General features: G+C 70.8%; 25 protein-coding genes and 1 pseudogene. 14 read left to right on the top strand and 12 right to left on the bottom strand.

Features of this window, described 5'->3' with window-relative positions; translation table 11 throughout:
* Positions 1-10: 10 nt before the first annotated feature.
* On the top strand, positions 11-1,609 hold the full coding sequence (locus ACO0M4_RS00610; RefSeq protein ID WP_430367532.1) for an FAD-dependent monooxygenase: 1,599 nt from the start codon (positions 11-13) through the stop codon (positions 1,607-1,609).
* 98 nt (positions 1,610-1,707) lie between these two features.
* Here the strand turns inward: ACO0M4_RS00610 and ACO0M4_RS00605 are convergent, their stop codons facing one another.
* Complete coding sequence (locus ACO0M4_RS00605; protein ID WP_430367531.1) at positions 1,708-2,079, bottom strand: winged helix-turn-helix transcriptional regulator; 372 nt, start codon at positions 2,077-2,079, stop codon at positions 1,708-1,710.
* A gap of 84 nt (positions 2,080-2,163) precedes the next feature.
* Between ACO0M4_RS00605 and ACO0M4_RS00600 the strand changes: the two genes are divergently transcribed.
* From ACO0M4_RS00600 to ACO0M4_RS00580, 5 genes and pseudogenes are all read left to right on the top strand, one after another.
* Complete coding sequence (locus ACO0M4_RS00600) at positions 2,164-3,072, top strand: NAD(P)-dependent oxidoreductase (protein ID WP_430367530.1); 909 nt, start codon at positions 2,164-2,166, stop codon at positions 3,070-3,072.
* A 180-nt stretch (positions 3,073-3,252) separates the two neighbouring features.
* Positions 3,253-3,678 (top strand): annotated as a pseudogene (locus ACO0M4_RS00595) (Tn3 family transposase); the annotation flags it as partial.
* A 105-nt stretch (positions 3,679-3,783) separates the two neighbouring features.
* Positions 3,784-4,113: a PadR family transcriptional regulator gene (locus ACO0M4_RS00590; protein WP_365210128.1), complete on the top strand. Its 330-nt coding sequence runs from the start codon at positions 3,784-3,786 to the stop codon at positions 4,111-4,113.
* Between the two features lie 2 nt (positions 4,114-4,115).
* Positions 4,116-4,496 carry a DUF1048 domain-containing protein gene (locus tag ACO0M4_RS00585; RefSeq protein WP_430367529.1) on the top strand — a complete coding sequence of 127 codons (381 nt, stop codon included), beginning with the start codon at positions 4,116-4,118 and terminating at the stop codon, positions 4,494-4,496.
* A 212-nt stretch (positions 4,497-4,708) separates the two neighbouring features.
* Positions 4,709-5,944: a serine hydrolase domain-containing protein gene (locus tag ACO0M4_RS00580; protein ID WP_430367528.1), complete on the top strand. Its 1,236-nt coding sequence runs from the start codon at positions 4,709-4,711 to the stop codon at positions 5,942-5,944.
* A gap of 196 nt (positions 5,945-6,140) precedes the next feature.
* On the opposite strand, the gene ACO0M4_RS00575 is transcribed toward ACO0M4_RS00580, so the two are convergent.
* The 4 genes from ACO0M4_RS00575 to ACO0M4_RS00560 form a co-directional block, all read right to left on the bottom strand.
* Positions 6,141-6,659 carry a hypothetical protein gene (locus ACO0M4_RS00575; protein WP_430367527.1) on the bottom strand — a complete coding sequence of 173 codons (519 nt, stop codon included), beginning with the start codon at positions 6,657-6,659 and terminating at the stop codon, positions 6,141-6,143.
* A 123-nt stretch (positions 6,660-6,782) separates the two neighbouring features.
* Positions 6,783-7,988, bottom strand: coding sequence for a helix-turn-helix domain-containing protein (locus ACO0M4_RS00570; protein ID WP_430367526.1), 1,206 nt, complete (start codon positions 7,986-7,988; stop codon positions 6,783-6,785).
* Between the two features lie 383 nt (positions 7,989-8,371).
* Positions 8,372-9,799: a gluconate:H+ symporter gene (locus ACO0M4_RS00565; protein ID WP_430367525.1), complete on the bottom strand. Its 1,428-nt coding sequence runs from the start codon at positions 9,797-9,799 to the stop codon at positions 8,372-8,374.
* 153 nt (positions 9,800-9,952) lie between these two features.
* Positions 9,953-10,468, bottom strand: coding sequence for a gluconokinase (locus tag ACO0M4_RS00560; RefSeq protein ID WP_430367524.1), 516 nt, complete (start codon positions 10,466-10,468; stop codon positions 9,953-9,955).
* Between the two features lie 200 nt (positions 10,469-10,668).
* Between ACO0M4_RS00560 and ACO0M4_RS00555 the strand changes: the two genes are divergently transcribed.
* Entirely contained in the window at positions 10,669-11,379 is a 711-nt protein-coding gene (locus ACO0M4_RS00555) for a FadR/GntR family transcriptional regulator (protein ID WP_430367523.1), read from the top strand.
* Between the two features lie 19 nt (positions 11,380-11,398).
* Here ACO0M4_RS00555 and ACO0M4_RS00550 read toward each other — a convergent pair whose 3' ends face one another.
* Both ACO0M4_RS00550 and ACO0M4_RS00545 read right to left on the bottom strand, forming a co-directional pair.
* The gene (locus ACO0M4_RS00550; RefSeq protein ID WP_067347577.1) at positions 11,399-11,611 is read right to left on the bottom strand and encodes a hypothetical protein; all 213 of its coding nucleotides are present in this window, start codon (positions 11,609-11,611) and stop codon (positions 11,399-11,401) included.
* A gap of 54 nt (positions 11,612-11,665) precedes the next feature.
* Entirely contained in the window at positions 11,666-13,246 is a 1,581-nt protein-coding gene (locus ACO0M4_RS00545) for an acyl-CoA mutase large subunit family protein (RefSeq protein WP_430367522.1), read from the bottom strand.
* A gap of 100 nt (positions 13,247-13,346) precedes the next feature.
* Here ACO0M4_RS00545 and ACO0M4_RS00540 point away from each other — a divergent pair, with 100 nt between their 5' ends.
* Positions 13,347-13,703: a peptidoglycan-binding domain-containing protein gene (locus ACO0M4_RS00540; RefSeq protein ID WP_430367521.1), complete on the top strand. Its 357-nt coding sequence runs from the start codon at positions 13,347-13,349 to the stop codon at positions 13,701-13,703.
* Positions 13,704-13,910: 207 nt separating this feature from the next.
* On the opposite strand, the gene ACO0M4_RS00535 is transcribed toward ACO0M4_RS00540, so the two are convergent.
* The 3 genes from ACO0M4_RS00535 to ACO0M4_RS00525 form a co-directional block, all read right to left on the bottom strand.
* Positions 13,911-14,969, bottom strand: coding sequence for a hypothetical protein (locus tag ACO0M4_RS00535; RefSeq protein ID WP_430367520.1), 1,059 nt, complete (start codon positions 14,967-14,969; stop codon positions 13,911-13,913).
* Positions 14,969-15,706: an RNA polymerase sigma factor gene (locus ACO0M4_RS00530; protein ID WP_430367519.1), complete on the bottom strand. Its 738-nt coding sequence runs from the start codon at positions 15,704-15,706 to the stop codon at positions 14,969-14,971. Before ACO0M4_RS00530 ends, ACO0M4_RS00535 begins: the two co-directional genes overlap by 1 nt.
* Positions 15,707-16,226: 520 nt before the next feature.
* Positions 16,227-17,936 carry a beta-N-acetylhexosaminidase gene (locus ACO0M4_RS00525; protein ID WP_430367518.1) on the bottom strand — a complete coding sequence of 570 codons (1,710 nt, stop codon included), beginning with the start codon at positions 17,934-17,936 and terminating at the stop codon, positions 16,227-16,229.
* 134 nt (positions 17,937-18,070) lie between these two features.
* On the opposite strand from ACO0M4_RS00525, the gene ACO0M4_RS00520 reads away from it, so the two are divergent.
* The 5 genes from ACO0M4_RS00520 (at position 18,071) to ACO0M4_RS00500 (ending at position 22,497) form a co-directional block, all read left to right on the top strand.
* On the top strand, positions 18,071-18,889 hold the full coding sequence (locus ACO0M4_RS00520; protein WP_430367517.1) for a 2-oxo-4-hydroxy-4-carboxy-5-ureidoimidazoline decarboxylase: 819 nt from the start codon (positions 18,071-18,073) through the stop codon (positions 18,887-18,889).
* A gap of 182 nt (positions 18,890-19,071) precedes the next feature.
* On the top strand, positions 19,072-19,452 hold the full coding sequence (sdhC, locus tag ACO0M4_RS00515) for a succinate dehydrogenase, cytochrome b556 subunit (protein ID WP_016574684.1): 381 nt from the start codon (positions 19,072-19,074) through the stop codon (positions 19,450-19,452).
* 6 nt (positions 19,453-19,458) lie between these two features.
* Entirely contained in the window at positions 19,459-19,938 is a 480-nt protein-coding gene (locus ACO0M4_RS00510) for a succinate dehydrogenase hydrophobic membrane anchor subunit (protein ID WP_430367516.1), read from the top strand.
* A 31-nt stretch (positions 19,939-19,969) separates the two neighbouring features.
* A complete protein-coding gene (sdhA, locus tag ACO0M4_RS00505; protein ID WP_430367515.1) occupies positions 19,970-21,724 on the top strand; it encodes a succinate dehydrogenase flavoprotein subunit in 1,755 nt (584 codons plus the stop codon).
* Complete coding sequence (locus tag ACO0M4_RS00500) at positions 21,724-22,497, top strand: succinate dehydrogenase iron-sulfur subunit (RefSeq protein WP_430367514.1); 774 nt, start codon at positions 21,724-21,726, stop codon at positions 22,495-22,497. Before sdhA ends, ACO0M4_RS00500 begins: the two co-directional genes overlap by 1 nt.
* 78 nt (positions 22,498-22,575) lie before the next feature.
* Here the strand turns inward: ACO0M4_RS00500 and ACO0M4_RS00495 are convergent, their stop codons facing one another.
* Entirely contained in the window at positions 22,576-23,013 is a 438-nt protein-coding gene (locus tag ACO0M4_RS00495; RefSeq protein WP_430367513.1) for a MerR family transcriptional regulator, read from the bottom strand.
* A 74-nt stretch (positions 23,014-23,087) separates the two neighbouring features.
* On the opposite strand from ACO0M4_RS00495, the gene ACO0M4_RS00490 reads away from it, so the two are divergent.
* Complete coding sequence (locus ACO0M4_RS00490; RefSeq protein WP_430367512.1) at positions 23,088-23,909, top strand: alpha/beta fold hydrolase; 822 nt, start codon at positions 23,088-23,090, stop codon at positions 23,907-23,909.
* 105 nt (positions 23,910-24,014) lie between these two features.
* Here the strand turns inward: ACO0M4_RS00490 and ACO0M4_RS00485 are convergent, their stop codons facing one another.
* On the bottom strand, positions 24,015-24,524 hold the full coding sequence (locus ACO0M4_RS00485; RefSeq protein ID WP_430367511.1) for an FBP domain-containing protein: 510 nt from the start codon (positions 24,522-24,524) through the stop codon (positions 24,015-24,017).
* Positions 24,525-24,579 lie beyond the last annotated feature (55 nt).

The following is a 24,579-nucleotide window of genomic DNA, read 5'->3' as shown; positions in this document are numbered from 1 at the left end:
TCTCGAAAGCATGGCACTTAACAGCGTTAAGGAAACCTTCGTGCACCCCACCGAGGGCACCTTCGAGGCCACCGCCGGGGACGCCACCGCGCCGCCGGTCGACGTCCTGATCTCCGGCGCCGGCCCGACCGGCCTCGCGCTCGGCATCGACCTCGCCCGCCGGGGCGTGACCACCCTGATCGTCGAGCGGCAGAGCACCCTCTCCCCCGGCGCCCGCGGCACCGGGGTCCAGCCGCGCACCCAGGAGGTCTACGACGACCTCGGCGTGCTCGCCGCCGCGCAGGCCGCCGGCGGCGTCTACCCGCCCACGGCGCTATGGGAGGACGGCCGGATCACCCGCACCCACCAGATGATCGCGCGAGTCGCCCCGACCCCGTCCACGCCCTACGCCGAGGGCCTGATGCTCCCCCAGTGGCGCAACGTCCAGCTGCTCCACGACCGCCTGCGGGATCTCGGCGGCAGCGTCCAACTCGGCGTCGCACTCACCGACTTCACCCAGGACACCGACGGCGTCACCGCCCGCCTCACCCGCCCCGACACGGGCGTCCGTACCGTCCGCGCCCGCTACCTGGTGGCCTGCGACGGCGGCGGCAGCACCGTCCGCAAGCGGCTCGGCGCCCGGATGACCGGGCCGGAACTCGCCCCGGGCCACGCCATCCTCGCCGACCTCCGCCTCGACGGCCTGGACCGGGACCACTGGCACCGCTGGACACTGCCGACCGGCGGCTTCCTCAGCCTCCTCCCGCTCGCCGGCACCGACGACTTCCAGATGCTCGCCGCCGCGGCCACCGCCGAGCCGGACACCTCCCACGAGGCGGTCCGCGACCTGATCGCCGCGCACACCCACCTCACCCGCGACCACGTCCGCGAGGTCCTGTGGACCTCCCTCTACCGCCCCAAGGCCGGCATGGTCGACGCCTACCGCCACGGCCGGGTCTTCCTGGCCGGCGACGCCGCGCACATCCACTCCCCAGCCGGCGGCCAGGGCCTGAACACCAGCGTCCAGGACGCCTACAACCTCGGCTGGAAGCTCGGCCAGGTGCTCCGGCACGGCGCCCCGGACACCCTCCTCGACACCTACGGGACCGAGCGCCGCCCGATAGCCGCCGACATCCTCGCGACCAGCACCCGACTGCACCGCTCCGGCAGCCTCCACCGCGGCCGCGACCTCCACCAACTCGGCATCGGCTACCCGGACAGCCCGCTCACCCGCGAACTCCGCACCGACCTCCCCGAGGGCGCCCGCACCGCCGGCGACCGCGCCCCCGACGCCCCCTGCACCACCCCCGACGGCACGCCCACCCGCCTCTTCGACGCCTTCCGCGGCCCGCACTTCACCGTGCTCGCCCTCGACGCCCCGGACCTGGACACCGCCGCCGTCACCAAGGCCGCCGGCTCCACCCCCCTGCGCACCCTCCACGTCGGCGGCCCCACCCCCGACCTCCTCGACCCCGACGGCCACCTCCACGCCGCCTACGGCACCACCCCCACCGTCTTCCTCATCCGCCCGGACGGCTACATCGCACTGGCGGCCCCGCCGGAGGAGGCGACGGCCGCGATCGGCGGCGCGTTGGAGGCGTACGCCGGTGGGGCCCGGGTCGCGGTCTGACGGAGCGGCCCCGGGCCACGGCGGGCGCCCGGGGCGGTGCCCCGCAGCGTGCAGCCCTCAGGAGTGGCGCGCACGCACGGGGTTGGCGGCCGGGATGCTCACCCGTGTGAGGTCTCGGCCACGTCGACCGCTGCGGAGCCTTCGCGACGCATCCGCTCGGCCCCCCAGGCGCCGAGCGGCCCGAGCGCTTGATTGAGCGTGCGCCCGTGCTCGGTCAGGGAGTACTCCACCCGCGGCGGCACCTCGGCATAGACCTCTCGGTGCACGAGATCGTCCTCCTCCATCTCGCGCAGGTGCTGCGTCAGCATCTTCTCGCTCACTCCCGGCAGACCGCGCCGGAGCTCGGCGAAGCGGCGTACGCGATGGGCATCCAGTTCCCACAGGATCAGTCCCTTCCACTTGCCGCTCACCACGTCGAGCGCGGCGTCGATGCCGCAGATGTAAGGCCCGCATCTCGGTGCCTTGGCCATCACTGATCCCCCTTACGAAAAGGTAAGTACCGCAGAAAATAGTAGGTACTTCCGGGAGTGGGGACACTCTCCGAACATGGAGGGGTGAACGAACAACAGCACCACACCACCAGGCAGAACAGCGCTGTCACCGTGATCGGGCTCGGCCCGATGGGCCAGGCGATGACCCGCACCCTGCTCGCCGCCGGCCACCCGGTCACCGTCTGGAACCGCACCGCCAGTCGGGCCGACGGCCTCGTCGCCGACGGAGCAACGCTCGCGGCGACACCCGGCGAAGCGGTCGAAGCGAGTGACCTCGTGATCCTCAGCCTCACCGACTACCAGGCGATGTACGACACCCTCGACAGCGCCACCGCATCGCTCACCGGCCGGACGCTGGTCAACCTGAGCTCCGACACTCCCGACCGCTCACGCGAGGCGGCAACCTGGGCAGCGGGCCACGGCGCCACCTTCCTCACCGGAGGCGTCATGGTCCCCGCGCCGATGGTCGGCACGGAGGCGGCCTATGTCTACTACAGCGGCCGCGCCCACGTGCTGGAGAGCCACCTGGCGGCGTTGACACTGCTGGGAACGCCAAAGTATCTGGGCGAGGACCCGGGCCTCGCCCAGATGATGTACCAAGCCCAACTCGCGGTGTTCCTCACCACCTTGTCCGGCCTGATGCAGGCCACCGCGATGCTGGGTACCGCAGGCATGAAGGCCAAGGAAGCACTGCCGGAGTTGCTCTCCTCCGCCGACTCGATCGGCGCCATCCTCAGGGCCGGCGAAGCGAACCCCGGCACCGCGCTCGATGCCGGAGAACATCCCGGCGACCTCAGCACGGTCACCATGATGGGCGCGACGTCCGACCACATCGTCGAGACCAGCACGGCACTCGGCCTCGACCTCGCGCTCCCCCTGGCCGTGCAGGCCCACTACCGGCGCGCGATCGAGAACGGACACGGCAGCGACAACTGGACCCGCATCATCGACAGCATCCGAGGGCCGCGCTGACCACATGCGGGACCGCTGCCCACACGCCCAACCGCGACCCCACAAAGGGCGAGGCCCAGTAGCACCCTCCCGCCCGGAGGCCGGGCGCCGAGGCGCCGGACGGGTCCGCCCTCCCCTCCCCTGCGGCCAGGGGAGGGCGGACCCCGTTTCCCTCACCGCGCGGGCGACCCGAACAACAAGGCGCTGACCCGCTCGCGCCTCTCGCACGTCGATCAGAACTACGTGCGCGCCGACACCATCGCCGCGGCGAACGCCGCGCTGATCGGCGCCCAGTCCCGCATCGAGCTGGCCCAGATGTGGGGCGGTGGCCTGCTCGCCTCCGTCGACGGCCTGCGCTTCGTCGTCCCCGTCAAGAGCATCAACACCGGGCCCTCGCCCAAGTACTACGGCTACAAACGCGGCGTGACCTGGCTTAACGCCGTCAATGACCAGGTCGCGGGGATCGGCGCGATGGTCGTGCGCGGCGCCCCGCGCGACAGCCTGTACACGCTGGACACCTCGCTGAACCTCGACGGCGGGGTGAAGCCGGAGATGGTGGCGACCGACAACGCCTCCTACTCCGACATGGCGTTCGGTCTGTACAAGATGCTCGGCTTCCGCTTCGCCCGCGCTTCCGCGACCTCCGCTATTCCTTCTTGCTAAGTACTAGTAGTCAGCGTTACTGTGTACCGGTACTCAACGGCGCTAACTAGCGTGGAAGGGAGGCGTTCCATGGCCAAGCTGCTCACCGAGATGCTCAAGGGGACTCTGGAGGGCGTCATCCTCGCGTCCCTGTCCGGCCGGCCCGCCTACGGCTACGAGATCACCACGCGGTTGCGGGAGCAGGGGTTCTCCGACCTCGCCGAAGGGACCATCTACGCGCTGCTGCTCCGGATGGAGAAGCGCGGTCTCGTCGACGTGGAGAAGGTCCCCTCAGAGAAGGGGCCGCCACGCAAGGTGCACTCGCTCAATGCCGAGGGGCGCAAGTACCTCGAAGAGTTCTGGGAGACCTGGAACTTCCTCACCCAACGGCTGGAACAGCTACGCGAAGGAGACAAGTAGCCATGCCCGACGCCGAGAAGAGCGGCTTCATCGCAAAGATGATCGGACCCAAGAAGCGCTGGAGAGCTTACAAGGCGCGTGTCGCGGAACTGCCCGAGAATTACCGGACCGGGGTCGAGGCGATCGAGCGGCACCTGATGCACTTCGTCCCCATCGACGGCGACGCCAACGCGTCGATGTTCGAGGATCTCGCCGACCTGTTTGAGCAGGCCGCAGCAAACGGGACGCCGATCCGCGAGGTCGTCGGCGAAGACCCGGCGGAGTTCGTCAAGGAGTTCGCCGAGAACTACTCGGACGGCGGCTACGTCCCCGCCCGCGCCCGCAAGCAGCTGACCGACAGCATCGAGCGCGCGGCCGGCGGACAGACCGGAGCGGAAGGCTAAGCGCCCTGACAGCAGCCCGGCACATACGCGTCCAGGGCCGCCCCTTGCCGCCCGCCAGCGGCTGCGTACGAGCCGGTAGATGTCATGAACGGCTCAGCGACTGCTGCTCGCAAGGCTGCGCGCCAGCCACCGCTGATCCACCCGTGCACAGCCCATGAGCGCCACGCCGTGACGCTCCCGCAAGAGCGAATACCCAATTGAGGAGATCCATGATGAGCAAGGGCAACAACGGCTTCTCCGAGGCCGGACTGCGCAAGCTCCGTGAGGTACTGGCACGCCACGTGGAATCCAAGAAGATACCCGGGCTCGTCGCCCTGGTCAGCCGGGGCGAGGAAACCCACGTCGAAGCGCTCGGAACGATGCGCCACGACGGCGGAGCCCCGATGCGCCGGGACACCATCTTCCGCATGGCCTCGACGACCAAGCCGGTCGCAGCCGCCGCAGCGGTGGCCCTGCTGGACGACTGCCGGTTGCGCCTGGACGACCCGATAGATGCCTGGCTGCCGGAACTGGCCGACCGGCAGGTCCTCAAGCGGCCCGACAGCCCGCTGGACGACACCGTCCCGGCGCGGCGCCCCATCACCGTACGGGACCTGCTCACCTCCACCTGCGGGCTCGGGCTGGACATGACGGCGACGGGCTCCCCGATGATGAGCGCCTACTTCGAACGCAAGATCTACGGCGAGAACGGATGGCTGCTCCCCGCGGTCGATCCCGACGAGTGGATGCGCCGCCTGGGTTCCCTCCCGCTGATGCACCAGCCTGGCGAGCGGTGGCTGTACAACGTCAGCGACGACCTGCTCGGGGTGCTCGTGGCCCGCGTCACCGGCCAGCCGTTCGAGGCGTTCCTGCGGGAGCGCATCTTCGACCCGCTGGGCATGAAGGACACCGCCTTCCACGTACCCGCCGACAAGATCGACCGGTTGCCTCCGCTGTACGCCCCCGACCCGCAGACCGGCGAGTTCACCATCGAGGACCCGGCCGAGGGCGGGCGCCACAGTACGCCCCCGGCTTTCCCGTCCGGCGGCGGCGGACTCGACTCCACCGCCGATGACTACCACGCCTACTTCCGCATGCTGCTCAACCACGGCAAGCACGGCACCGAACGCATCCTGTCCCGGCCCGCAGTCGAGCTGATGACCACCAACCGGCTCACCCCCGAGCAGCTGGCCGCCCGGGAGGGCTGGGCCCGCAACGTCGTCCACCTCTCGTACGGCCAGGGGCAGCACGGCGGCTGGGGCTTCGGGATGGCGGTCCGCACCTACCGCGGCGACTACGCGCCCGTCGGCCAGTTCGGCTGGGACGGAGGAGCCGGCACCACCACGTACGCCGACCCGCACCACCAACTCGTCGGCATCCTGCTCACCCAGACCGGAATGTCCACGCCGGACTCAGCACGGGTCATCCACGACTTCTGGACCACCCTGTACCAAGCCGTCGACGACTGAGCCGCCTCTCAGACGAAGTCGATCTGACGAACCTCACAGGTCAACGCTCGCCGCTCCTGTCGTCAAACCTTCGTTTGCCGACATGCGATCCGCGCGTCCAATGAACCCGGACTTTCCGGGGCCTCACGGCGACACGAATCCAATCGGATCCGATGGCGGCTGACGACAGGGTTTAGCGGCACTTCCTGTACCGCAACTACTCACACCCGGGAACCGTGAGCCGAGCCCGTGGGCTCGACCGGGACGTGTGCCGCCCCTCCTCAGGGCCGTTCCGATCGGGGGAGTCACCCGCGAGCGAGCACCCGCATCCGCCCTCACCCGCATCGCCCACCACCAAATCACCACCCGCGCCGCCCCCGACACCCCCACCGCCCCCATCGCCCCCACCCTCCTCATCATCCTCATCATCCGCATCGGAATCGCTCTCCCACTGGAGCAACCGGGCGCCCCGACTCTCCGAAACGCGGTGGACCCTGGCCAGGTGGGCGTTCAACTCAACGGCCAGCAGGTGAAGTTCACCCGGACTCCAGGACCGCCCGGCAAGGACGTCGCCGGCTTCCTCGATGAGCTCGGCCGCCGAGTCCATCTGCTCGGCTTCCACCCTTTCGGCGAGGCGGGAGACGTACCCGGTCCCGGTCCCACCGAGCAGGAAGCACGGCTTCCCCTCCGGGCTACTCCACGGCAACAGCCGTGCGGTGTCCATGGGGTTCAGCACCTTCACGCTCCTCAACAGCACGGGCCACGCCCCGGGAAGCCGCTCCACCACGACTTCGCCCGGGGCCTCGTCCCTTCATGCTGCTGCCGGAAGCACCCAGCGAGTTTCACGACTTGTGAAACGTCATGTGATGCCGAGCCAGGCCACGAAACCGGACAGCGGCTCGTTGCCGTACCGCTGGAGTCGCACCAACGCATGGACGGTTTCCCGTACTTGGGGGTGGTTCCGGGTCTGCTCGGGCGCCACCCGGCGGGCAGCTTGCAGCGCGGTGAACGCCTTCTCGCGATTGCCGTAGTCGAGCCAGCCCTTCGCCGCGTCCATGTACCAGCGGCCCGCCCGGACGGGCGCCACGTCCGCGGGCAGCCGGGTACGCCGCATGAGGCGGACGATTTCGGGCCCGTCGTGCAGTTCCACCGCCACCCCCAGCCGGTGCATCGCGACGTTGGTGGGCCCGAACTCAAGACCGTAGTGATTGCTGTCCCGACCGAGCCGCCGTGCGGTGTCCGCCGCGGCGTCGAGGTGCGCGCGGGCGGTGGCCGCGTTCCCGTCCCGCGCGGCGAACATGGCCGAACGCAGGTGCACGGAACCGTGCATGCTCAGCTCGGGTGCCGCCATGCGGCCGATGTCCTCGCCCAGGTCGTGGCGTACCCGGTCCAAAAGCCGCATCCCGCGGTCGTACGCGGCTGCCTGTAGGAACAGGGTGGCGCGCTGCCACTGCGTACGTCCGACGCGCAGGGGATCGTGCGACTCCCGCGCCGCCCACTGCACCCGGTCCATCGCCTGTGAACGCAAGTCGAAGAACCCCACGGCGTACGCGATGGCGGTCACCCCGCTGTACGCCTCGGCGAGCAGCCCGAACAACTTCTCCCGTTCGGCCCCGTCGGCGGAGTGGCAGGCGGCCGACAACTCGTCGAGGAGTGACGGAAGCATCGTGCCGAGCGTCGCGTACCGGGCCTTCCGCCCGAGCGCGGAGGCCCGCGCGACATCGGCCGCCAAGGCGTCGAACGACCGGACCGGAAGGTCCTCTTCGGGCAGGTCCCACGACAGCATGGACGTCTGGATGTCCGGCACGGTCGCACGCACCCGCCCCCGGTGGGGGTCCTCGTACGGCTGCCCGGTGAGTTGCTCCAGGCGGACCCCGAGGGCGCGAGCGGCGCCTGCGGTGAGGGACGGCGTGGCGGGCTTGTGGCCGCGCTCCACCTGGGCGATGAGCGACTTCGAGCACGGGACGCGCTGGGCGAGTTGAAGCTGCGTCAGGCCACGTGCCTTGCGGACCTCCGCGATGCGCTGCCCGATGCGCTCGCTGGCGTTGCCACTGGCGTAGGGCATCCGGGAATCCCTTCGGATCTCGACATTCCCGAAGGTACCCCCGGGCCAGCCACCGGGGAACGGCGATCGCTCTCCGTCACCCTACGGAGGCCGGGCGCCGCAAAACGATCTGTGCTCCCGCTGCGAGCCGTGCCGACACGACCGACTGGGCGAGCTTGACCGCGGCCTCGCGGGTCTCCGTCGCAGTGGATACCTGAAGGAAGTCCGCCATGTGGCGAGCCTATCGGCGCCTGCTCCGCTCCTCGGCAAACATGCGCGCCTGGTGCAAAGCCCCCGCCCGCCACCCGTAAAGGCAGCCGACAGGGGCTCGTCCGTGGCCGTGAGGCCCGTCAGGACCGTCAGGGCTGTCAGGGCCGTCAGGACCGTCGCGCCCGCGACGCCCGCTATACGACCAGCGAGAGCAACAGCACCCCCACGATCCCGACGACCGAGATCAGCGTCTCCATCACCGACCAGGTCTTCAGGGTCTGGCCGACGTCCATGCCGAAGTACTCCTTGACCATCCAGAAGCCGGCGTCGTTGACGTGGCTGAAGAAGAGGGAGCCGGCGCCGATGGCGAGGACGAGGAGGGCGGCGTGGGTGGTGCTCATCTCGGCGGCGAGGGGAGCGACCAGGCCCGCGGCCGAGATGGTGGCGACCGTGGCGGAGCCGGTGGCGAGGCGGATGGTGACCGCGATCAGCCAGGCCAGCAGCAGCGTGGAGATGTTCCAGTCCTTGGAGATCTCCAGGATCATCTGGCCGACGCCGGAGTCCACCAGCGTCTGCTTGAAGCCGCCGCCGGCGCCGACGATCAGCAGTACGCCGGCGATCGGGCCGAGCGAGGACTCGACGGTGGAGGCGATCTTGCCGCGGGTGAAGCCGGCCGCCCGGCCGAGCGTGAACATCGCGACGACGACGGCGGTGAGCAGCGCGATCAGCGGCGAGCCGACGACGTCGAAGACCCGCTGGAGGGTGTGCGCGGGGTCGTCCACGACGACGTCCACGAGGGCCTTGGCCAGCATCATCACGACCGGCAGCAGCACGGTGGCGACGGTGATCCCGAAGCCGGGGCGCTTGTCCAGGTCGTCGGCGGTGCGCTGGGCCTGGGGGTCCGAGGTCTCCCCGGAGGAGAACAGCATCTTCTCGGGCGGGGTGATGTCGACCCAGCGGGCCGCGTAGCGGGAGAAGAGCGGGCCGGCGATGATCGCCGCGGGGATGGCGATGACGACGCCCAGCGCCAGCGTGACGCCGAGGTTGGCCTTGACCGCGTCGATCGCGGCGAGCGGCCCGGGGTGCGGGGGAATCAGGCCGTGCATCACGGAGAGTCCGGCCAGCGCCGGGATGCCGATCCGCATGAGGGAGAAGTTGCCGCGCTTGGCGACCAGCAGCACCACGGGGATCAGCAGCACGATCCCGACCTCGAAGAAGATCGGCAGCCCGACGATCCCGGCGATCAGCACCATCGCCCAGGGCATCGCCCGCCGTCCGGCCTTCGCCAGGATCGTGTCCACGATCTGGTCCGCGCCGCCGGAGTCGGCGAGCAGCTTGCCGAGGACGGCGCCCAGCGCGATCAGTACGCCGGTGCCCGCGACCGTGGTCCCCAGCCCGGTGGAGAAGCTGGCGATGGCCTTGTCGAGGGGCGCTCCGGCCACCGCGCCGACCACCAGCGAACCGATGATCAGCGACAGGAAGGCGTGCAGCTTGAACTTGGTGATCAGCAGGACGATGACGGCGATACCCGCCAGAACGGCGATGCCCAGCTGGGCGTGACCGGCCGAGGTGATCGGCGTGGTCGCGTCCGCTGCGAGCATCTCGACGCTGAGATGTGGCACGGCGATTCCCTTGGTTGGAGGGGATTGGAGGGGAGAGCGGAGAAGGGAGAAGGGAGAGAGGGGAAGCGGCGGAGGGGGGGCGGGGTGGGGAGCCGGGCCCCTCGGGGGGAAGGGAGGGGCCCGGCGGTCTGGGGGTTCGGCCTCGGCGCGGGGTTACGCGGCCGGGGCCGGGCGGCGCAGTGCGGTGGCCGCCCGGTCGGCGATCTGCTCCGGGGTGCCGGAGACGTCGACGACCACGCCCGCCTCGTCCGGTCCGAGCGGTTCGAGCGCGGCGAACTGGGAGTCCAGCAGTGCGGTGGGCATGAAGTGGCCCTTGCGTTCGGACATCCGCGCCTCGATGAGCGCGCGGTCACCGGCGAGGTGGAGGAAGACCACGCCCGGGGCGGCGGCCCGCAGCCGGTCGCGGTAGGCGCGCTTGAGCGCGGAGCAGCTGACCACGCCGCCGTGACCGGCCCGTCCGTGCGCCCAGGCACCGATGGCGTCGAGCCAGGGGCCGCGGTCGGCGTCGTCCAGGGGGGTGCCCGCCGACATCTTGGCGATGTTGGCCGGCGGGTGGAAGTCGTCGCCCTCGGCGTACGGGACGTCCAGCGCGTCGGCCACCAGGGGGCCGATCGTCGTCTTGCCGGTCCCGGCCACACCCATCACGACGATGACGTCGGCGCTGCCCATCCCGAATACCTCGATACCTCGTATGCAGGACATCGCACGCCAGCCCGCCGTTACCGGCGCAATCGGTATGACGCTGTCCTCTTCGACCTCGTGCGCTCCCCACTGAAACTCATTAGGTACGACGTATTCAAGCCCCTGTGACGCAAACGTCATACTTAATTGGCTGAAGTGGCGGAGCGGCAGGAACGTAGGCTTGGCCCATGGAAGCGACGGGGAACGGGGAGAAGGGGCTGCACGCCCGCGTGCTGGAGTCCCTAGGGCCGGCGATCACCGCGGGCGACTACCCTCCGGGCACGGTCCTGCGCACCGATGAGCTCGCCGGGCGGTTCGACGTCTCGCGCACGGTGATCCGCGAGGCGATCCGGGTCCTGGAGTCCATGCACCTGGTCGCCTCCCGGCGCCGGGTCGGGGTGACCGTCCGCCCGACCGAGGAGTGGAACGTCTACGACCCGCGGGTGATCGGCTGGCGGCTGGCCGGCCGGGACCGTCCCCGGCAGTTGCGCTCACTGACCGTGCTGCGCTCGGCCGTCGAACCGGTGGCGGCCGGACTGGCCGCCCACCACGCCACCCCCGCCCAGTGCGCCGAACTCACCGAGCACGCCATGGGGATGGTCTCCACCTCGCGCGGCCAGCAGCTCGACGCCTACCTCGTCCACGACATGGCGTTCCACCGGGTGGTGCTGTCCGCCTCCGGCAACGAGATGTTCGCCCGCCTCGCCGAGGTCGTCGCCGCCGTGCTCACCGGCCGCACCCACCACCACGTGATGTTCACCGACCCCGACCCGGCCGCGGTCACCCTGCACGTCCAGGTCGCCGAGGCGATCCGCACCGGGGACGCGGTCCGCGCGGAGGCCCTCACCCGGGAGATCACCACCGGCGCGATGGCCGAACTCGACGTCCTGGCACCGTAGTTCGCCCCGGGAGCGCCGGTCAGAACAGCGGCTGCTGACCGGGCATCGGCGGTTCCTCGGGGTCGAAGAGCTTCTCAGCGGGCGCCATCATCGGCGCGGTCCGCCGCGATCCCGGGCAGGAGATCAGCTCGATCCCGGTCCGCCGCCCCGGCGGGTCGTGGCGGGCGTACCGGCCGCCGACCACGGCGATCTCTCGGGTACAGATGGGGCAACGGCGGCGAGGTGCGGACATGCCTCCAGTGTGGCGGACGCGTTCCGGGCACCGCACCCGGCACCCGGCACGGCCTCAGAACGCATCCGTCGGCACGTACGTCCCCCACACCTCGCGCAGCGCGTCGGACACCTCGCCGAGCGTCGCCCGGACGCGCAGCGCCTCCCGCATCGGGTAGAGCACGTTGTCCGGGCCCTCGGCGGCCTTACGGAGCGTGCCGAGCGCCGCGGTGACCGCGTTCTGGTTGCGGCGGGCGCGCAGCCGCGCCAGCCGCTCGGCCTGCTGCGCCTCGATGGCGGGGTCCACCCGCAGCGGCTCGTAGGGCTCCTCCTCGTCGGTGCGAAAGCGGTTGACGCCGACCACCACCCGCTGGCCGGCGTCGGTCTCCTGGGCGATCCGGTAGGCGTTGCGCTCGATCTCGTCCTTCTGGAAGCCCCGTTCGATGGCGGCGACCGCACCGCCCAGGTCCGCCACCCGCGTCATCAGTGCCAGCGCCGCGTCCTCGACGGCATCGGTCAGCGACTCGACGGCGTACGAGCCGGCGAACGGGTCGACGGTGGCGGTGACGTCGGTCTCGTGGGCGAGCACCTGCTGCGTCCGCAGGGCGAGGCGGGCCGCCTTCTCGGTGGGCAGCGCGATCGCCTCGTCGAAGGAGTTGGTGTGCAGCGACTGGGTCCCACCGAGCACCGCCGCGAGCCCCTGCACGGTCACCCGGGCGAGGTTCACCTCCGGCTGCTGGGCGGTCAGTTGCACCCCCGCGGTCTGCGTGTGGAACCGCAGCATCTGCGACTTGGGGTCGCGCGCCCCGAATTCCTCCCGCATCAGCCGCGCCCAGATCCGTCGCGCGGCACGGAACTTGGCGACCTCCTCCAGCAGCGTGGTGCGGGCGACGAAGAAGAACGACAGCCGGGGCGCGAAGTCGTCGACGGCCATGCCGGCGGCGAGCGCGGTGCGGACGTAGGCGATGCCGTTGGCCAGGGTGAAGGCGATCTCCTGGGCGGGCGAGGCGCCGGCCTCCGCCATGTGGTAGCCGGAGATCGAGATGGTGTTCCAGCGGGGGATCTCGGCGCGGCAGTAGCGGAAGATGTCCGCGGTCAGCCGGAGGGACGGCTGCGGCGGGTAGATGTACGTGCCCCGCGCGATGTACTCCTTGAGCACGTCGTTCTGCACCGTGCCGTTGAGCTGATGGCCCGCCACCCCCTGTTGTTCGCCCACGAGTTGGTACATCAGCAACAGCACGGCGGCCGGTGCGTTGATGGTCATCGACGTCGAGACCGCCCCCAGCGGGATGCCGCCGAACAGCGTCTCCATGTCCTCGACGGAGTCGATCGCCACGCCGACCTTGCCCACCTCGCCCGCCGCGATCGGGGTGTCGGAGTCGTGGCCCATCTGCGTCGGCAGGTCGAAGGCGACCGACAGCCCGGTGGTCCCGTGCTCGATCAGCCGGCGGTAGCGCGCATTGGATTCCCGCGCCGTCCCGAACCCGGCGTACTGCCGCATCGTCCAGGCCCGCCCGGTGTACATGGTCGGGTAGACCCCCCGGGTGTACGGGTACCCGCCCGGCTCACCCAGCTCGGCGTCCGGGTCCCACCCCGCCAGCCCCGCCGGCCCGTACACCGGCTCGACGGGCAGCCCGCTCTCGCTGTACCGCACCATGTCCGCTACGCCTCCAAACAGGTGAACAGTGCAGGTTTGCACCGCCTTCACAGCATGCCTGGAGGTTCGCCCCACCGCACCGTTGGGAAAGGGGTGGGTCGTGCGAAGGAACGGGAGAAGAGGACCGGCGGTCGCGGTGGCACTGGCCGTGCTGACGTTGGCGACGGCCTGCCACCCGGCGAAGGCCACTCCCCTGCTGGCGCCCGGCGCGCACGGCCCCGCCGTCCGCGACCTCCAGGCCCGCCTGGCCCAACTGGGCATCTTCCGGCGCACCCCCACCGGCCACTACGCCACAAAGACCACAACGGCCGTCCGCACGTTCCAACACCAGGCCGGCCTCCCCACCACAGGCACCTACACCACGGCAGACCGAAGGGCCCTCACGTCCCGCACCAGAAAGCCACGACACGACGAGCTCCACCACACCAGGGATTTCCCTGACCGAAGCGAAAATTGAGCAAACCCACTCACGGCAACCACGTCCGCGAAAGCGGCGCCGGTTTAGGCGCAAAGGGGGGCGCAAAGAGCAGGCGCGGGCAGGGCCGGGGGAACGTGCCCCGCCCGCGCCATGTGCGCTGAGCCACGGGTACGGGGGGAACCCTGGCTCTTGCGCCGCCGATGACCAGTCGGCTCATTTCTTACAGCGTCACGGCGTCAAAAAATGTCACACCGGACCGGTGGGAAGGGTTCCGGTTGGGGTCGGCACGGGTGTGCTGGGGTCCGGTGCGGGGGTGGTGCCGGCGGGCGGGGTGCTCGGGCTGGGCGAGGCGGACGGGTCGCCCTCCTCGTCGCCGCTGCCGCCACCGTTGTGGCCGCCGCCGCCGTTGCCGCCGTCCCCGCCCTGGCCGCCGCCGCCCTGGCCGCCGCCTCCGCCTCCGCCATCGTTGTCACCCGAGCCGCCGCCCTGCTGTCCCGCCTGGGCGAGGTACTGGCGACAGAAGGCGTGCACCTTCTCCGGGCCACCGGCCTTGGATTCGAGCCGCTTCAGGGTGTCGCGGTCCAGGTCGCCCCGCTTGCCGGATTCGTAGTCCTTGCAGAGCGCCAGCAGCAGCCGCTTGTTGTTCTTGCCGTCGGGGTCCGATGGCGACTGGCCGTCCTCGCCGGGGGTGCCGGTGCCGGGCGTCTGGGCGCCGGGCACCGGGCCGGTGCCGGGGCTGCTGCCGGGGGTGGGGCTGGCGCCGGGGGAGGTGGTCCGCCCGTCGGGCGGGGTGGCCGGGGTCCGACCGGTCTCGCCGGTGGTGGTGGCGGACTCTTGGGTCTCGAAGGTGCTGGGCGTCTCGGCGGCCGAGACGCTGGCGCCGGGCTGCGGCTCGCCGCCCCGGAACGGGGTGGGCAGGACGCCGGTACCGGCGGCGACCGCGATACCGCCGATCGCACAGACCGCGAGGGCGACCGCGAAGCCGCGTCTGAAGGGGCGGGCGAGCCCGTTGCGTTCGGCGACGCGGCTGCCGCGGCCGGCGCGCACGGTGGGCAGTGCGGCGCCGCGGGCGGCCTCGCGCGGATGGGCGCCGGGACCGTGGTGGGTCTGCCGGAAGGCGGCCAGCGCGGCTTCCTCGCCGGGCAACGCGGCGGTTTCGGGCCGGTCGGAGCCGGCCGCCGCGGCGGCCTTCAGCAGGTGTTCGAGTTCGCGTGCGCCGTCGCCGACCTGGGAACCGGCCAGCTCACCACGCAGCAGTCGCTCCGCGGCGTCCTTGTCGAGCCAGCTATACCGGTCGTCGGCCATCACATGTCCTTCTGCGTTCGTGCGGCCGTTTCCGTCACACCTGGTACGTACGAATCCGCCACACCGTCAGGGTGTCTTCGGTCCTGTACGGGCAGCTCACCGACTGTGCCACCGCCCGTGCCCGGTCCGGCGGACAGCCCCCGGGGTACCCCGTCTCCCTCGTCCCCACCACCGTCCTCGGTGAGGAGTTCGGCCAGCTTCTTCAGACCGCGGTGGGCGGCGGTGCGCACCGCGCCGGGCCGCTTGCCCAGGACCTGTGCCGCGCTCTTGGCGTCCAGCCCGACGACCACCCGCAGGGTCACCGCCTCGGCCTGGTCCTGCGGGAGCCGGCCTATCAGGCGGAAGGTGTGGCCCGTGCCCAGGGCCTCCAGCGCCTCGCCCGCGGTGTCGGACGCGGCGGGGGTGTCGGTGAGTTCGCTCTCGTCGCCCCCGACGGCCGGGCGGCGGCCGCGCATCCGGATGTGGTCCAGCGCCCGGTTACGGGCGATCCGGGCGGTCCAGCCGCGGAAGCGGTCCGCGTCGCCGCTGAAGCGGTCAAGGTCACGGGTGATCTGGAGCCACGACTCCGACGCCACGTCCTCGGCGTCCGCTTCGCCCACCAGGGTCCGGACGTAGCCGAGGAGCCGGGGCTGTATGGCGCGGTAGACGAGCCGGAACGCCGTCTCGTCGCCGTTCTGCGCCGCCTGCACGGCAACCGTCAGCCGTCCGTCGTCCGGCTGAATGTCGTCCCCTCGCACGGGTCCATCCTGTCGCACGCTGAATGTCCGCCGCCCGGTCCTTGCCGCTTCGCGCTGTCGCTGTTTCTTCGTTGCTGGTTGGTCGTCTGGCCCGCCGTGGTCACCGCGGCGGCCGGTCCGTTCTTCCGCCGCGCCGGCGGTGGGCCGTCCGGCCGTTCCTGCTGACCGTAACGGGTGAGACTCGGTGCCCGGCACCCGGGCCACCTCTTGGGCCGGGCGGCGCACCGGCACGACGTGCCCACGCTCGCCACCGAACTCCCCAGTAACCAGCCGTTCTTCCGGTCGCCGGGTCCCCGCGAGCGGCGCGCCCGGCGGCGCATTCCGGCACGTTACGGGCCCTGCCCGGCCCGCGTCCAGACCACTGGCCGTGCCGCCGCCCGTACCCCGTGTGACGCTTTCGGGCCCGCTGGCGCTGTATCGATTAGGAGCCCGTCTCGGGCTCCTCGTGAGCGACGGCCGGGGCCTCTCCTGTGGGGGGTGGCGGCCCCGGCCGTCTCTCGCAATTCTCCCGCCCGGCCGCTCAGAGCCGGTTGACCAGCGCCTTGAAGTCCGTCCAGGACAGCGCGGGGGTCCGCGGGTCCCAGGTCTTCTGCGCCAGCGCCGCGAGCGGCAGCTTGATTCCGGCCGCGATCTGCTGCGCGGTCTGCGCCTGTGCGTGGTCGCACCAGATCCCGAACCGCGCGCCCGGGATGCGGTCGGCCCCGGTCTGGCTCTCCGGCACGTTCACCGGTGAGGTACCCCGCAGCACCCGCGGGGTCCAGCTCTTGTAGATCCGCTCGCCGGTCGGGTACGTGAAGTTGTTGGGCTCGCCGAGCACGTAGTAGAGGTACTCGTCGTTGAGGTTGAGCACCGTACGGCCCTCGCGGAGGAACTCGGCGGGGTCCCGGGCGCCGATCTCCTTGCCGGTCCAGTAGGCGACCCTGCGGTTGCTGTCCGCGGCCACCTTGCCGCCGGCGAAGAAGCCGTCGTTCCAGGCTTCGATCCGGTTCTTGCCGGCGGCCTGCACGGTCTTCTGCCGGTCGTTGAGCCAGCCGGTCGTCAGGTCCTTGATGGTGGCGCCGGAGCCGTACTTGTCCCGCGCGGCCTTGGCGAGCTGCGGGTACGACGCCTCGGGGTTGCTGGCCGTCAGTGCCTGGTACTCGTCGCCGCCCAGGTGCCAGTACGGGCCGGGGAAGAGCTGTCCGAACTCCTTCAGCAGCGAGTCGATCAGCTCGCCGGCCTGGGGCTTGGAGATGTCGATGGCGCCGCGGAGCACCGTGCCGGAGGCGTTGCGCAGCTGGAGGTCGGGGTGGTGGTCGAGGACGGCGCCGAGGTGGCCGGGTGAGTCGATCTCCGGGACGAGGGCGACGTGCAGGCTCTGTCCGACCTTGATCAGGTGGCGGACCTGGGCCTTGGTCAGGTGGTCGGCCGAGACGATCTCGGGGTGGCTGTCGCTCTGGATGCGGAAGCCCTGGTCGTCGGAGAAGTGCAGTTGGAGCTGGTTGAGCTTGAGGTCGGCGAGCTGCCGGATGCGGGCCTCGATCCAGTCCGCGGTGAACGGCTTGCGGGCGTTATCGAGCAGCATGCCGCGCTCGGGGCGGTCCGGGCGGTCCTCGATGGTGCCCTCGGGGAGGCCGCCGGCATTGTGGACGGCCTGTTTGACGGTGCGGGTGCCGTTGAAGATCCCGGCGTCGGTGGGGGCCGTGAGGGTGAGCCGGCCACCGCGGGCGGCCAGGGTGTAGGACTCGTCGGCGGTGTTGCCGGGCGGGGCGTTGTCGGGGCGGTTGGCACCGGCCGAACCGCTGAGCTTCACCTCGATGTCACCGGGCCGGACGTCCTGCTTTCCCCACACCACCGCCAGCCCGCCGAGATCCTTGGCCATGAGTTGCGCTTCATCGGCGACGGTGCTCTTCTCCCCGGCCGGTACCACGACCCGAGCGCCCTTGGTCGGCCGCCAGCCGTTTCCGTCCGCCGGGCGGAAGTCCTGTACGGCCGGCACGATGTGCGGCGGGCCGGTCACCCTGGCCCAGCTGGGGATGGGTGCGGCGGGGCTGGAGGAGCTGGGAGCGGCCCCCGGGGGCTGGGAATCGGCCCCTTGTGCGCAGCCGCCGAGCACCAGCGCACCGGCCAGTACCGGGGCGGCCAACAGCGCACGGCGGGCCGCCGGGCCGGCGGCCGGTGCGGCCTGGAGCGGGGGCCGTGGGGAGGCCGAGGGCCGCGAAAGACGCGGCGGCCGCATCGGGTTCGACATCGTGCAATCCTCACTTTTCGGGGCGAAGGTATTGCCAGGAGTGCGGGATAGGTCGTCCACCGAGCGCGCGAAAGCTCTCTCATCCGGGTGAAAATCGCGCATCCGTCGGACAGTGGCCGGCGAGCGTCGTTAGCGTGGCCTCGCCGTCGCTCACTCCCTTCCGGGGCGCGTGGACCGCGGGAAATCCGCCGGGTGCCACCTCATGTGACGTATCACCACTTCTGCCTCATATTCCGTACATATCAGACTTTTCATCCATTTCGCCCCACCCGCCGCGCGGTTTCCGCCAGTCGCCCAGCGCCCGCCCACACCCTCCGCACGCACCCCGTCCCTTCCGATCCGTTCCGGCCCGATTCCGTCCGCCCGAGGAGCCCACGCTGTCCGGTGACACTCCGGCCGCCCGTCCGCCGGCGCGACCCCACCCGCCCGCTCCGCGGTGCGGCATACCTTGGCAGAACCGGCTCACCCGGCCGTCGACGGCCGGCCTCGACCGCTTCAACGCCCTCCCCCGCGACCGGGCCGTCGCCACCCTGCTGACCTGCTGCGGCTGCCTCCGCTGGGCCGAGCGGATCGCCGCCCACCGCCCCTATCCGGACCCGGAGTCCCTGCTGGCCGCCGGCGACGAGGCCGGCTACGACCTCACCCCGACCGAACAGGCCGAGGCGCTGGCCCAGGAGGCGCCCGCACCGCTGCCGCCGGCCCGCCCCGGCCCCGGCACCCTCGCCGCCCACACCGCACTGCGCGCCGCCCACGCCGCCTACGAAGTCCGCTTCCGGTACGCCTTCGTGATCTGCCTGGACGGCTACCGCGACGACGAGCTGATGGACCAGACGCTGCACGCCATCCGCACCCGTTTGGCGCACGAACCGGACGAGGAGCGGTCGGTCGCCGCGGACCACTTACGACGGCTGGCCCGCGTCAGGCTGGGGCAACTCGCGACGACTTGTCCCTGATGGGCTGGTTCGTGCTTGTGTGATAGCCCGTTGGTGCCTGTTTGATCACACCTAAGGACCCCCGCGCGAGGAACCGACAGCTCGTCGATACGATGACGAGCGGCCGGTGGACCGTACCCGGCCGGGCCCGACCGACAGAGAAGCCGGCGCGGCCCTAATCCCCGCTCCCGGAGGGTTCTTCCGTGCCGGCTGGAACGCTGTACCGCGGCCGGGAAGGCATGTGGTCCTGGGTGGCTCATCGAGTCACTGGCGTCCTCATCTTCTTCTTCCTGTTCGTACACGTCCTCGACACCGCTCTCGTTCGTGTCTCCCCCGACGCGTACGACAACGTCGTTGCGACTTACAAGACGCCCATCGTCAATGTGATGGAGTACGGCCTGGTGGCCGCCATCCTCTTCCACGCGCTCAACGGCCTGCGAGTCATCGCGGTGGACTTCTGGTCCAAGGGCCCGAAGTACCAGAAGCAGATGCTCTGGACCGTCGTCGGCGTCTGGGTCGTGCTGATGGCCGGTGCCTTCTACCCCGTGCTGCAGCACACGCTGCGCACGCTGTTCGGGAGCTGACGCGAGATGTCTGCTGAATCCACCACCGCGGGCACCACCGCCGCGGAGAACGTCGCGCTCTACGACGCGGACAACCCGGCACCGGTCATCGAAGCGCCCCGCAAGCGCACCGGGAAGACCCCCAAGTCGACCCGCACCAACTTCGAGCTGTACGGCTGGCTGTTCATGCGGCTGTCCGGCATCGTCCTGGTCGTCCTGGTCCTCGGCCACCTGCTGATCCAGCTGGTGCTCGACGGCGGCGTCTCCAAGATCGGCTTCGCCTTCGTCGCAGGCCGCTGGGCCTCGCCCTTCTGGCAGGTCTGGGACCTGCTGATGCTGTGGCTGGCCATGCTGCACGGAGCCAACGGCCTGCGTACCGTCATCAACGACTACGCGCAGCGGGACAACACCCGCTTCTGGCTGAAGATGCTCCTCTACACCGCCACGGTGTTCACCGTCCTTCTGGGCACGCTGGTGATCTTCACCTTCGACCCGAACATCCGCTAGGCCCCGGGCTGAGGGACTGAGGTATCCACCCATGCAGATCCACAAGTACGACACCGTCATCGTCGGCGCCGGCGGCGCCGGCATGCGTGCCGCCATCGAGGCGACCAAGCGCAGCCGGACCGCGGTCCTGACGAAGCTCTACCCCACCCGCTCCCACACCGGTGCCGCCCAGGGCGGCATGGCGGCGGCCCTCGCCAACGTCGAGGACGACAACTGGGAGTGGCACACCTTCGACACCGTCAAGGGCGGTGACTACCTGGTCGACCAGGACGCCGCCGAGATCCTGGCGAAGGAGGCCATCGACTCGGTCCTCGACCTGGAGAAGATGGGCCTGCCCTTCAACCGCACGCCGGAGGGCCGGATCGACCAGCGCCGGTTCGGCGGGCACTCCCGCAACCACGGTGAGGCCCCGGTCCGCCGGTCCTGCTACGCCGCGGACCGCACCGGCCACATGATCCTCCAGACGCTGTACCAAAACTGCGTCAAGGAGGGCGTGGAGTTCTTCAACGAGTTCTACGTCCTGGACCAGCTGATCACCGAGGTCGACGGCGTCAAGAAGTCGGCCGGTGTGGTCGCCTACGAGCTGGCCACCGGCGAGATCCACGTCTTCCAGGCCAAGTCGGTCATCTACGCCTCCGGCGGCACCGGCAAGTTCTTCAAGGTGACGTCGAACGCCCACACGCTGACCGGTGACGGCCAGGCCGCCGTCTACCGCCGCGGGCTGCCGCTGGAGGACATGGAGTTCTTCCAGTTCCACCCGACGGGCATCTGGCGGATGGGCATCCTGCTGACGGAGGGCGCCCGTGGTGAGGGCGGCATCCTCCGCAACAAGGACGGCGAGCGCTTCATGGAGAAGTACGCGCCCGTCATGAAGGACCTCGCCTCCCGTGACGTCGTCTCCCGCTCCATCTACACGGAGATCCGCGAGGGCCGCGGCTGCGGTCCCGAGGGCGACCACGTCTACCTGGACCTGACCCACCTGCCGCCGGAGCAGCTGGACGCCAAGCTCCCGGACATCACCGAGTTCGCGCGGACGTACCTCGGCATCGAGCCCTACACGGACCCGATCCCGATCCAGCCGACCGCGCACTACGCCATGGGCGGCATCCCGACCAACGTCGAGGGTGAGGTGCTGGTCGACAACACCACCGTCGTGCCGGGCCTGTACGCCGCCGGCGAGGTCGCCTGCGTCTCCGTGCACGGCGCCAACCGCCTGGGCACCAACTCGCTGCTGGACATCAACGTCTTCGGTCGTCGGGCCGGCATCGCCGCGGCGGAGTACTCGGCCACCGCGGACTTCGTCGAGCTGCCCGAGGACCCGGCGTCGCTGGTCGCCGAGCAGGTCGAGCGGCTGCGCAACGCCACCGGCGGCGAGCGGGTGGCCGAGCTGCGCAACGAGCTCCAGGAGACCATGGACGCCAACGTCATGGTCTTCCGCACCGAGCAGACCATCAAGACCGCGGTCGAGAAGATCGGCGAGCTGCGCGAGCGCTACCGCAACGTGTCCATCCAGGACAAGGGCAGGCGCTTCAACACCGACCTGCTGGAGGCCATCGAGCTGGGCAACCTGCTCGACCTGGCCGAGGTCATGGCGGTGTCGGCACTGGCCCGCAAGGAGTCCCGCGGCGGTCACTACCGCGAGGACTACCCCAACCGCGACGACGTCAACTTCATGCGGCACACCATGGCGTACCGCGAGGTGGGCGCAGACGGCTCCGAGTCGATCCGCCTCGACTACAAGCCGGTCGTGCAGACCCGCTACCAGCCGATGGAGCGTAAGTACTGATGAGCACCCCGACTCTCGACAAGCACTCCGCGGCGCTGGACGCGGCCGAGAACGACGCGTCGCACCTGATCAGCGTCACCTTCCGGATCCGCCGGTTCAACCCGGAGGTCTCCGAGGACGCCAGCTGGCAGGACTTCCAGCTGGAGATCGATCCCAAGGAGCGCGTCCTGGACGCCCTCCACAAGATCAAGTGGGACCAGGACGGTTCGCTGACCTTCCGTCGCTCCTGCGCCCACGGCATCTGCGGCTCCGACGCCATGCGCATCAACGGCCGCAACCGCCTGGCCTGCAAGACGCTGATCAAGGACATCAACCCCGAGAAGCCGATCACCGTCGAGGCCATCAAGGGCCTGACGGTGCTGAAGGACCTTGTCGTCGACATGGACCCCTTCTTCCAGGCGTACCGGGACGTGATGCCGTTCCTGATCACCACCGGCAACGAGCCGACCCGCGAGCGTCTGCAGTCCTCCGAGGACCGCGAGCGCTTCGACGACACCACCAAGTGCATCCTGTGCGCGGCGTGCACCAGCTCGTGCCCCGTGTTCTGGAACGACGGCCAGTACTTCGGCCCGGCGGCGATCGTCAACGCGCACCGCTTCATCTTCGACTCGCGTGACGAGGGCGGCGAGCAGCGGCTGGAGATCCTCAACGACAAGGACGGCGTCTGGCGCTGCCGGACGACCTTCAACTGCACCGACGCCTGCCCGCGCGGTATCGAGGTCACCAAGGCGATCCAAGAGGTCAAGCGAGCCCTGATCACCCGGCGGTTCTGAGCGCGCCCTTTGTGCCCGAACCGGCCCCGCTTCCTTCTACGGAGGCGGGGCCTTCGCCGTTTCCGGGTGCCGGGCCGCTCAGCCCGACCGCAACGCCATCGCGGCCAGCGCTTCGTCCTGGGCGCGCCGTTCCCGCATGGTCTGCGCATACGCCCCCAGGGCTGCCCGGCGCTGCTGCAACTCGGTTATTTCGGCGTCGAGTTGGGCCATCTGCCGCTCCACCACACCGCACGAGAACGTGCACGGGTTCAGCCCGGGGCCGCCCTGGGCGCAGGGCAGCAGGTCGCGGATGGACTCGGTGTTCAGACCGGTGGCGAGCAGTTCGCGGATGCGGGTGACGGTCTCGACCGCGTCGGTGTCGTAGGTGCGGTAGCCGTTGGCGTCGCGCCCGGCGCAGAGCAGGCCGCGCTGCTCGTAGTAGCGCAGGACGCGGGCGCTGGCGCCGGTGCGGCGGGCCAGTTCGCCGATCCGCATCCGGCCTGCCGGGCCCAGGTCCGTCCGTACCCCGTCCCCCATGTGATGCTCCTCTCCCCGTTTCTCCCCGTTCCGGCTTGACCTTGACACCGGTGTCACACGGCAACCTCGTGGGCATGACGCAGATTCCCGTAGCGCAGACCCGGTCCGTTTCCCTTCCACCGCTTTCCACCACCGTCGCGGGTCCGGCCGACGGCCCCGGCGTCCTGCTGGCGCACGGTGCGACCGGCAGCGTCCGCGACAATTACGGCACGCTGATACCGGCCCTGACCGCCACCGGCCACCGGGTGGTGGCACCCGACTACCCGGGTTCGGGCGACTCCCCGCGCGCCACCGGCCCGTTGGAGCTGGACGCACTGGCCGACGCGCTGGTCGCCGAGGCCGTCGCGGCCGGGTCGGAGACCTTCACCGTGATCGGCTTCTCGTTGGGGACCACGGTGGCCGTACGGGCCGCGGCCCGCCATCCGGAGCGGGTGCGCGGGCTGGTCCTGACCGCCGGGCTCGCCAAGGCGGACGCCCGCGCCCAGGTCTGGCTGGACCTGTGGCTGCGGCTCCTGGACCGCGACGACTACCAGGGCTTCGCCCAGGTGCGGGCGCTCAGCGGGCTGTCGGCGGAGCGTTTCAACGCGCTGCCGCCGGCCGAGTTGGCCGCCGTCCTGGACCCGGACCCGACGCTGCCGCCGGCCGGCTCGGCGGAGCAGGCGGCCCTGGTCAAAACCGTGGACACCACCGCCGACCTGCCGGGCCTCACGGTCCCGACGCTGGTCATCGCCACCACCTTGGACATGCTGCTGGCCCCGGCCAACTCCCGCTATCTGGCGGAGCACATCCCGGGCGCGGAGTACGTGGAGATCGCCACCGGGCACCTGCCGATGGTCGAGCGGAACGCGGAGTGGCTGGCGTTGATCGGGGAGTTCCTGGCCGCGCGGGGGCTCTGACCGGCCCGGGGATGCGGCTGCCTGGGGCGGCAGCCGGCGGGGACTGGTCCGCGGCCGGCTGCCGTCGCCTGGTCCGCCGCCGGGCCCGCCGCCGGGTCCCTCGCCTCAGGCCGGCTCGCCGTCCAGCACCTTGTCCAGGAAGGCGTCCAGATTCCGCACGGTGCGCGCGATCCGGTCGTCCAGCGGGAGGGTCTCCTCGTGCCGGCCGGCGAGTTGGGAGGTCTTGCGGCCGCGGACGTAGAGGGAGCAGGCGAGGTCGGCGCACAGGTAGGTGCCGACGGTGTTGCCCTGCCGGCCCGCGGGCCCGGCGCGGCGGGCGGCGAGCAGGCTGACCCCGGAGCCCGGGTGCCCGGTCAGACAGACCGAGCAGACCGTCGTCTTGGTGAAGCTGCGCCGCACGCCCTGCGGCACCCGGAGGGTCACGCCCATCAGGCCGTCGCCGCGCGGGGCGACCAGGTAGCTGCGGTCCGGTGCGCCCGGGTCGCGCCATCCCAGGAAGTCGAGGTGCGGCCACGGCAGTTCGGCCAGCCCCGCGGGGAGGTGGAGCCGGCTCGCCTCCCCCTTGGAGCAGTTCACGAAGGACGCGCGTATCTGTTTCTCACCAACCGGATCCATGGTTCCGGACGCTAACAGCGGGCGGCGGGGCGCGTCGTCTGGTTTTCCCGCGCCC

This window comes from Streptomyces sp. RGM 3693 (assembly GCF_050471125.1).
Classification (GTDB): domain Bacteria; phylum Actinomycetota; class Actinomycetes; order Streptomycetales; family Streptomycetaceae; genus Streptomyces.
Note: the sequence above shows the minus strand (reverse complement) of the source record. Positions and strands in the feature narration are given on the sequence as shown.